The sequence below is a fragment of the Commensalibacter sp. Nvir genome (assembly GCF_963921845.1).
In the GTDB taxonomy this organism is placed as follows: domain Bacteria; phylum Pseudomonadota; class Alphaproteobacteria; order Acetobacterales; family Acetobacteraceae; genus Commensalibacter.
The window spans coordinates 1-9474 of record NZ_CAWUGZ010000115.1; the positions used below are offsets into that span (position 1 = coordinate 1).

A 9474-nucleotide genomic window follows, 5' to 3' on the forward strand; every position below is an offset into this window, starting at 1 on the left:
ATTAAAACAAGTTAATTGCTCTTTCAGACCAAAACATATTATTTTTTTAGCAGGAGAGCCCCATACGCCAGGGGTTGTTTATCGATGCCATCGTAATGCACAAGCCTGCCTCATGGCTGGACACGTTGCCAAAATTATTGATATTAAAACGATCAACGTTGATGACATCCTATGGGCAGACATTATAATTTTTTGGCGGGTTGAGTATAGTACACATATTGCTACTATTATCGAAATTGCTAGAAAAAATCACACGTTAACTGCATTTGATGCAGACGATATTATTTTTAAAATACATTATGCCAGTATTGAAATTATAGATGGTATACGTACGATAGGATCTACCGAAGCAGAAACTTCTAGGACTTTTGGTAATATGAGGCAAACATTGCTTCGTACGGATTTTGCCATTGCTACAACTCAAGAAATGAGGATGCATATGGCACAAGAGCTTATTCCCAAACACGCAGGACCCCTTATTTTTATTCTTCCAAATGTATTTGACGATCGGTGCGTAAAATTGTCTCGACTTCATAGTCGATTAAAACAAAACCTTAAAGAAGATCGTTTTGTAAGAATAGGTTACGCTTCGGGAACGCGTACCCATCAGAAAGATTTTGCTATACTTGTACCCGCATTAATCAATATTTTTCAAAAAAGACCTCAAGTTAAATTGGTTTTGTTTAGAGAGCCTGAAAGTCAACAGCCCATTTTGCAAATGAACGAGTTTCCAGAACTCAATGACTTCCAAGATCGTATTGAATGGCGAAACACTGTTACTCTTGAACAATTGCCTACAGAATTAGCGAGATTTGATATCTCAGTTGCTCCTTTAGAAGAAAATAATGTATTTTGCAACGCCAAAAGCGAGCTGAAATATTTTGAAGCTTCTTTGGCTAACGTTTGCTCCGTCTTATCTGCCACAGAGCCCATGAAACGTTGTGTTCAACCAGGAATAACAGGATTTCTAGCCACCAATCCTGAAAAATGGGAAAGTATTTTGTTACAGCTAATAGATGATAGAAACCTGCGACAAAAAATTGCTTTAAATGCGTACCACCACGTACTTTGGAATTTCAGTATACAACGGCAATCTTACCTATTTAATACTATGGTACAAAGCCTAACCAACGATATTGGCGCAGCATTAGCAACAGAAACAATAATCGCACGTAAGCACTATGCTTCTTCTGAGCTTCCGTTTATTCCTGAAAATGAAATTTTATTCGATTATGATCAATTGATTGAATCAGAAATAACAGTCGTTGTTACTTCCTACAATTATAGCGATTATATTATTGAATGTTTAGAATCCGTTAGAGCACAAAATTTAAAAGATTTAGATCTTGTTGTTGTTGATGATTGTTCGACGGATGCTTCACTTGAACTTATTCAAACTTGGGCAATCAAACATAAAACAAGATTTAATCGATTACAAATTAGACGTTCTAACTTTAATATTGGTTTAGGAGGAGCAAGAAACATAGGTATGGCTGCTTGCGAAACATTGTACGCCATGCAATTAGACGCAGACAACCGTTTGCTACCCGATACATGCGCAAAATTATTCAAAGCAATTGAAGGAACAAATAGCGGTTATGCTTATCCGTTGATACATCATTTTGGAGGGGGTAAGGCAACAGGAGGTAACATACCATTCCATCCTCTAAGGCTAAGCGTCGGTAACTATATCGATGCAATGGCTTTAATCGCAAAATGGGCATGGGCTGCTGCTGGAGGCTATTATGTAAATAAAGACGCCATGGGATGGGAAGATTACGATTTATGGTGTAAATTGGCAGAATTAGGAATAAGAGGAACCCAAGTTAACGATGCCGCTGCTGAATATCGCGCTCATTATTCTTCCATGACCACGACTTTGACTGAAAAAAATTTCCATAAACCTAGAGTAGTTTCTTTAGTAAACCAACGCCATCCTTGGATAGACTTGGTTTTCCCTGATGATTCGCCTTACAAAAACAAATAATTTATATTACACAATCAAATTCAAAACCATTCAATACTTACGAATATCAAAATTCAAACTAAGGAGCTGCGATCCTGCACTCAGTGTAAACAAAAATCTACTTAATACATTCAATTGATGTTACTTCAACCTAAAAATACCATTAAACATTTGAAACTTTAGAAATTACGTAATCTTGTATAAATTTTATAACAATCTATTTTTTTGAATAGAGAGGTTTTAGTTTCATAACGAAATCCCAGGCCATAATTAAAGCACCCACGGCAAAAATGATATCTCCAAACATCCGAATCCATTGCCAAAATATTTTAGTATTATAAAAATCAAGACTTCTCGCATAGGTTAACCCATGTTGATAAACAGCGTTTAATTGCGGCCAACCTACTGGAAAGAACGTTAATACTGTCCACAGTATTAACGCGATATTGTAGAAAAATAAGGCAATAAATCCCCATTTTTCTACATAAGAATGAGTATCCCCAGCAATATAGCGTAAGCAAAAGTAAATCATTCCTAATCCAAGTAAACCAAATGCTCCAAATAGAGCCGTGTGCGCATGATTTAAAGTTAAAAAGGTACCATGTTCAAAATAGTTTACTAAAGGAGCATTCAACACACCCCCACCGAATACACCTGCACCTACAAAATTCCAAACTGCTGCTGCAATGATATACATATAGCCAAGTTTATATTTGAAATTTTCATGAATACTAATAATGCGATATTGATCAATGGATTCAATTACCAACAAGACAAGGGGCAATACTTCGATAAACGAAAACATACTGCCCATTGGTATCCAAAATGAAGGTTCTCCCGCCCAATACAAATGATGCCCTGTGCCGATGACTCCCCCTAAAAAAATTAAAATTAACTCAAAATAAACGGTTCTTTCAGCCAAATTACGCGAAACTAACCCTATGCCCATTAATAAATAAGCGGTTACACAAGCAGCAAAGAACTCAAACGACTCTTCCACCCAAAGATGTACTACCCACCATCTCCAGTAATCATCCATCGTATAAGATTTACCAACCTCGAACATAGGAATCATTCCAAAAACATATAATATAGCTACGTTCAACGTGGATAGCCAAAAGAGGTGTTCTAAACGAATGTTTCCTATCAGGAAAGCCTTACGCGCCTCTTGCCATATTTGCCTATTTGGCCAAAAAGAGCGGTAAATCAAATACGACCACAATAAGAGTGCTCCGAAAAAAGCATATTGCCATCCTCTACCGAGTTCTAAATAAGAGTTGCCTTGGTTTCCAAACCAAAACCAAAGATGAGGCATATATCCCATGATACCGAGATAGTTCCCAATGACAATTCCAGCAACAACAAAGACAGACGCATAAAAAAGAATATCAACGAATAGTCCTTGAAATTTTGCTTCTTTTCCACTCACTATAGGACCAAGAAATAACCCTGCACCAATCCAAGAAAAAGCAATCCACACTACTGGGGTTTGTAAATGTATACTTCTTAAAAAATTAAAAGGAAGATAATGCCCAATAGGGAGACCGTAAAAATTTGCCCTTTCTGAGTAATAATGAGCCATCAACCCACCCACTAAAATCTGAACAAGAAAAATTGCTACGACGAAAATGAAGTATTTGCCAATCTTTTTTTGACTGAGTGTTAACGTTCTAAAACTGGCTATAACACAGTCCATCGTGCCCTTGTCTTCGCCTGATAACCATAAACGATTGATAACAATAACGCCACCAAATCCAGCGAACACGAAACAAAATCCTATCCATGTCCAAACAAAGGTCAGCGATGTTGGAGAATTTCCTACAATGGGTTCATAGGGCCAATTCTGTGTCCACGATATGGAACTGTTTGGGCGGTGCCCCACAGTGGTTAACGCTGAATAAATGATAAAATCCGAAGTTTTTTGAGCTGAGATTTGATCCATAGATCTAGCCCGAGAATATCCAGCTTTTGCATTGTCAGTTAAGAGTTGATACGATAATTGATCACGAACATCCACAACTGCCTTTGCCAAAGAAGTAGGTAGTTTCAAATTAGACTGAGTCAAATCTGTATCGCGTAACATAGTTTGCATCTTTTTTTGTGCAACGACTTGTTGTTCTGCTGTTAAATTGGAAAATGTTTTTTTAAATTCTTCTTGAGCGATATAGTGTTGAGTTGACTTTGCTAAATTAACCAAAGTTTCGGCGGTAAAATCTGGTCCAAACATTGATCCCATGCCATACAAGCTACCATAATCAATTAAATCTGCTTTTTGAAAACCCTGCTTACCTAAATAAATATCATTGCGAGTAAATAAAATATTATTACTTACAGAACTAATATGTTCTGGAACAGGTGATATTTTGTAATAAGTAAACGCCGTCGCGCAACCCATCACACCAAAGCAAACTAAAGCAGTAATCAATAGGACCCATTTGATTACGCGGTTAATAGGGTCTTTGTTTAATTGTTCAAGCGCGTCATGTGAAAGCGTGCTTATGACACCATTTTGATGAGAATGTTGCATGGTTGACTTATAAATTTGCTAAATAAAATTGTAACTATTTTAAGTTTTTCATAATAAAAAATATATTTACACAGAATATAGAATTATATCATGTATTGTAAATACATTTTTTAGCTAATTGAAAAATTGTGGCTCAACTATTAACATTGAACGGTATTATTCAAAGTACAGATTTAAAGCTTAAAATTGAAAAACATATTTCTAAAAAATGGATATATAATTCTTAGGCTGGTTATATTATATAAATTTTGAAATATTTTTTTTACAAAATCGTGTAAATTTTATGGAACATTTTTTCGTAATTCGTTAATCCAAATGGATGCATTGCCATCAGAAGGCGCGCGCCAATCGCCTCTAGGAGACAAACTTCCTCCAGAAGAAATTTTAGGCCCGTTGGGTAATGCTGAACGTTTAAATTGACTAAATCCAAAAAAACGATTGAAGAAAACTTCCAACCAGAATTTTATCTGCTTTAAATCGTAAGTAATTTTTTCTTCAGTTGGGTATACGGGTAGCCAAGAATTATCACTCTTATCGGACCAAGCATGATAAGCAAGAAAAGCTATCTTAGAAGGCGCTAATCCATAACGCAGCACATAATACAGGTTAAAATCTTGCAAAGCATAGGGGCCTATTTTTTCTTCAGTGCTTTGTATTGTCTGTCCCTCTTGAGGCGGAATAAGTTCAGGGGAAATTTCAGTATCAAGGATTTTTTGTAAAACCAGACTTGTCTCTTTCGAAAAATACTCGCTCGAAATCACCCACCTTATCAAATGTTGAATGAGTGTTTTGGGTAAGCCAGCATTCACGTTATAATGAGACATTTGATCGCCTACTCCGTAAGTACACCACCCTAAAGCAAGCTCTGATAAATCCCCTGTGCCAATAACAATTCCTTGATGCAAATTAGCAAGCCTAAACAAATAATCCGTTCTTAAACCAGCTTGAACGTTTTCAAAAGTGGTATCGTATCGATGTTCACCTTTCGCATAAGGATGTCCAATGTCTTTGAAAATTTGTTGTGCCGCAGATCGAATATCCAAACACTGAGAATGAATGCCCAGCGTTTGCATGAGGGTTTCTGCGTTTTGCTTAGTTTGAGAACTGGTTGCAAATCCCGGCATAGTGTAACCCAAAACACATTTTCGATCCAATTTTAGCTCGTCAGCTGCTTGCACTGCCACCAATAAAGCCTGAGTAGAATCCAATCCTCCTGAAACACCAAGGACCATCGTTCGGGCACCCGTAGACAAAAACCGTTGTTTTAAAGCAGAAACCTGAATGCGGTAAGCCTCATAACAATCTTGTTTCAAACGTGCTTTATCAGATGGAACGAAAGGAAATCTCTCAACAGATCTTTTCAATCCACAATCTTTTAATAAAGGAGCAAGGGTAAAGGAAATAGAACGGAAAGAATAAGGTCTGGCTTCGTACTGATGGAACGTTCCCATATGCAAACGCTCCTGCTGTAAAATATCGAGATCAATATCCGCTATTACCATACATTCCCCTTGTGGGAAACGATCGGATTGAACAAGAAGTTTTCCATTTTCTATAATAGCAAGCTGGCCATCCCAAGCTAGATCTGTTGAAGATTCTCCCTCACCAGCGGCAGCGTAAAGATAGGCACATATTCCCCTCGTCGACTGAGATTGGCAAAGTAAATTTCTCTGTTCCGCTTTTCCAATAGTAATGTTGCTGGCAGACAAATTAGCAATGACGGTAGCCCCTTCCATACATGCAAAAGTACTTGGAGGGATGGGCACCCACAAATCCTCACAAATTTCCACCCCGATTACTAAATTTGGGAAATCCTTACAATGAAATACTATATCGACGCCAAACGGAATAGATTGACCTAAAAAATCAATTGTTTCGTTCTGCACATTGCGTCCGCTGTTAAATTGCCTTGCTTCGTAAAATTCACGATAGTTGGGTAAATAAGATTTTGGAATAATGCCCAATATTTCCCCTTTATGAATAATAACGGCACAATTGTACAAAGCGCCTCGAAAGATAACTGGGGCACCAATAATCAAAACGGGGAAAAAAGATATGGTCGAACGACAAATATGCTTTAAAGCGACATTAACTTCTTCAAGCAATACTTTTTGCAATCTTATATCTTCAATTGAATAACCCGTTAAAGACAATTCTGGAAAAACACAGAGTGCGACACACTCTGTGTTCGCTTTCCTAGCAATATTTATAATTTTATTACTATTAACAGAGGGATCAGCCAATTTCACAGTGAAATTACATACGGCCGTTCGGATTAAATTATGTGCATATATTGAATAAAAATTTTTCAAAAATATCCCCACAAAAAAAGAATTTTTAAAAAAGAATCATAATTTAGTGGTAAAATTTTCTAGTCCTTCGAGTGCTTGATAATAAAATTAAAACTATTACCAATAGTGCCAAAGAATAAAGTCCATTCATCATCGTAAGAGAAACAGGCAACCAAGTAAAAAGGTAAGAGGGTAAATCACAAGGTTTGCTGGGACGCATAGGCATATTGGCAAATTGAGTTTCAATATTTTGATTTGTACTCATTTGCATACGACACTCAGGTAAAGGGCTTAACCACCATCCCTGTTCTACACCGATATGAACAAAAGACAGTCCCAAACTAGCCAAAATTAAAATTAAAATTAATCCTATAATCCAACGAGATTTACTAAAATATGCAATGATACCAAATACAACCATTAATCGATAAGGCCACCGTTCCAAAAGGCACATTCCGCATGGGGACATGTACCAAATATCCTCTAAAAACCAAGCAAAAGCAAGCGCAAGCAAACCTGCCCCAACCATTAAAACTCCCAGTATTTTATTTTGGTAATGTTGATGATAATAGGACACAGCTCAACCCCTTTAACGCATAATCTGATAAAACCATAAAAGCAATTTTACACTACGATTACAACTTTCAATATTAAAACGTGTCTTCATAGATGAAATTATTAAATTTGTTTAGTAAGGTTGTGATAACTCCCATTACTAAAAATTAGCGCTGGTTATCAATAGATTGCTGCAGAGAGTTCTCTAATTCTTCGTTAGAATTTGGAAGGGTTCCTGAAGAATTATTTTCTGAATTGTCAAGTAGAGTTCCTTCATGTTTAAATTTACTTAAATCTTTTTCTACGGAACCGGAGCAGCGAACCAATTTCACATTATACAACGGATTTTCAAACACAGAAAGCCCTGGTTCTTCAGAGAAAAGCCAAGCCGAAAATGTAATCTTTTTTGGAGAATCGCTGTCAATGATATCAATATACGCAGCGCTATCCCGGGGTAAAGAGTCAGATCTGACCAGACATTTTCTTGATTTAATCGTCAACGATTTATAACTTGTCTCACTCCCTACTGGTATGGTCAATAGAATCGTTTTAGACTCCAACTTATCTAAAACTCTAACCACTGTCTGGGATTGAGCATACCAGCTGTTTGAATCGGCAAATGAATTTTTAACTTCCTCGCTAAAACTATAGCGATGACACATGAAAAAAAAACCTATTAAAAAGAATGGATAGGCCTTTTTAACCAGATTCATAATTTCGGACTCCGCAAATTATCAACCATATTTTTTAACAAAGTACGCATAAAATTTTCATCAACACCAATAAGCATAGCATCTTCAAAAGTATCCTGCATAAGCTGACGAAGCTCAATGCAATTTTCCTCCAAAATTTTAATTTTTTCCTTACAAGTTATAAAAGTGTTATCTGACTGAAGCCAAAATTGAATGCTCTTATCACAAAAACCAAGGTCCCTACTCATCTAACTTTTGCTTTCATTGTGATTTCGTTAAAGAATCATGGTTCTCTTTACTATTATGAACATCATTTTTGGAAATATTATCTGTCACCGAAAAGATAAATTTGGTAAGCAATTCCTGTAAACTAATAGAGCCCTGTGTATGGTTAATAAAACTATTAGGGCGTAAAGTTTCTTCGTTTCCTCCTGGAGAAAGATCAATATATTTTCCCCCCAATAGACTATCACTTGTAATAATTGCTGCCGTGTCAGTAGGTAATGAAATATCTGACCGTACCGTAAAAGTGACAATAGCTTTGTAATCTGTGGGATTAACTTGCTCATGCGTTACATGTCCGACGTCAACCCCGGCCAATTTAACATCAGCCCCGACTCCTAATCCATCTGCTCGCCCAAAAGAAGCTTTCAATAGGTATCCACTATCGCTTTCATGGCTATGACCCACTATTGCCATAATAATTCCGGTAATAAACACAATAATTACAATCAAACCAATACTGAATTCGGTAAGTTGCTGAGTGACTTTTGCAGAATAAATTGACATTATATATCCGAACTTCTATTGACCAGGAAACCAACTCTCATAATCACCAGTAGCTTTTGCTCTTCTACCGCCTTCGTAATCGCTACCCTGCGGATGATACGCTTTTGCCGTACCTGTGCAATTTGGCATATAACTTGCTTGCCAAGGGTGTCGCTTAGAAGCCGGTAAAGGAGAATCTGTTTCGTAATGCAACCACATCCACCATTCGGGTGGTACGGCTGAAGGATCTTCTCCTTTATTATAAATGACCCAACGTGCTCGTCTTTTCTCACCCCCACCCAAACGATTTAATTTGCGAGATTCAAAATAACGGCGTCCATCATCATCTTTGCCAATAAAACGACCGTTTAATAAAGTATGAAGGCGTGTAACTAATGTGGTCATTTTTTCTATTTATGCTATTAAATTTTACACTACTAACATAGCTCTTTTACATAACTTTATTCTATAAAGATATATTGTTTTTTAAACAAAGCAAAATTTGCTTACAAATTTGCACTTTCCAGACACTTAAATCATTTACCTCAATCAATATATTTTATTTGGTAAATACTTTAATCCTAATCCTATTTATCATTTCCAAAAGCAAATAAAGCGATTTAATTATAACTGAATTTATAAAGAGTTATCCACACAATCCTCTAAATTCATAGG

At 36.6% G+C, this 9474-nt stretch carries 8 protein-coding genes; 1 reads left to right on the plus strand and 7 read right to left on the minus strand.

Going from position 1 to position 9474, the window contains the following annotated elements; translation table 11 throughout:
- Nucleotides 1–1987: glycosyltransferase (locus tag AABE15_RS07215; RefSeq protein ID WP_338330615.1), on the plus strand; the 1987-nt coding region annotated here is incomplete at its 5' end.
- A 196-nt stretch (nucleotides 1988–2183) separates the two neighbouring features.
- On the opposite strand, the gene AABE15_RS07220 is transcribed toward AABE15_RS07215, so the two are convergent.
- The 7 genes from AABE15_RS07220 to AABE15_RS07250 all read right to left on the minus strand — a co-directional run bounded on the left by AABE15_RS07220 (nucleotide 2184) and on the right by AABE15_RS07250 (nucleotide 9204).
- On the minus strand, nucleotides 2184–4493 hold the full coding sequence (locus tag AABE15_RS07220) for a cbb3-type cytochrome c oxidase subunit I (protein ID WP_338330616.1): 2310 nt from the start codon (nucleotides 4491–4493) through the stop codon (nucleotides 2184–2186).
- Nucleotides 4494–4774: 281 nt separating this feature from the next.
- Nucleotides 4775–6805, minus strand: a complete 2031-nt coding sequence (locus AABE15_RS07225) for an NAD(+) synthase (RefSeq protein WP_338330617.1) — start codon at nucleotides 6803–6805, stop codon at nucleotides 4775–4777.
- A gap of 43 nt (nucleotides 6806–6848) precedes the next feature.
- Nucleotides 6849–7361 (minus strand): disulfide bond formation protein B, encoded by a 513-nt coding sequence (locus tag AABE15_RS07230; protein WP_338330618.1) that lies wholly within the window; start codon nucleotides 7359–7361, stop codon nucleotides 6849–6851.
- A 145-nt stretch (nucleotides 7362–7506) separates the two neighbouring features.
- On the minus strand, nucleotides 7507–8052 hold the full coding sequence (locus tag AABE15_RS07235; protein ID WP_338330619.1) for a DUF2155 domain-containing protein: 546 nt from the start codon (nucleotides 8050–8052) through the stop codon (nucleotides 7507–7509).
- Nucleotides 8049–8279, minus strand: coding sequence for a hypothetical protein (locus tag AABE15_RS07240; RefSeq protein WP_338330620.1), 231 nt, complete (start codon nucleotides 8277–8279; stop codon nucleotides 8049–8051). The genes AABE15_RS07235 and AABE15_RS07240 overlap by 4 nt, the downstream gene beginning before the upstream one ends.
- A gap of 13 nt (nucleotides 8280–8292) precedes the next feature.
- Nucleotides 8293–8820 carry an outer membrane lipid asymmetry maintenance protein MlaD gene (locus tag AABE15_RS07245; protein ID WP_338330621.1) on the minus strand — a complete coding sequence of 176 codons (528 nt, stop codon included), beginning with the start codon at nucleotides 8818–8820 and terminating at the stop codon, nucleotides 8293–8295.
- Nucleotides 8821–8835: 15 nt separating this feature from the next.
- A complete protein-coding gene (locus tag AABE15_RS07250) occupies nucleotides 8836–9204 on the minus strand; it encodes an NADH-ubiquinone oxidoreductase subunit NDUFA12 family protein (RefSeq protein WP_338330622.1) in 369 nt (122 codons plus the stop codon).
- Nucleotides 9205–9474 lie beyond the last annotated feature (270 nt).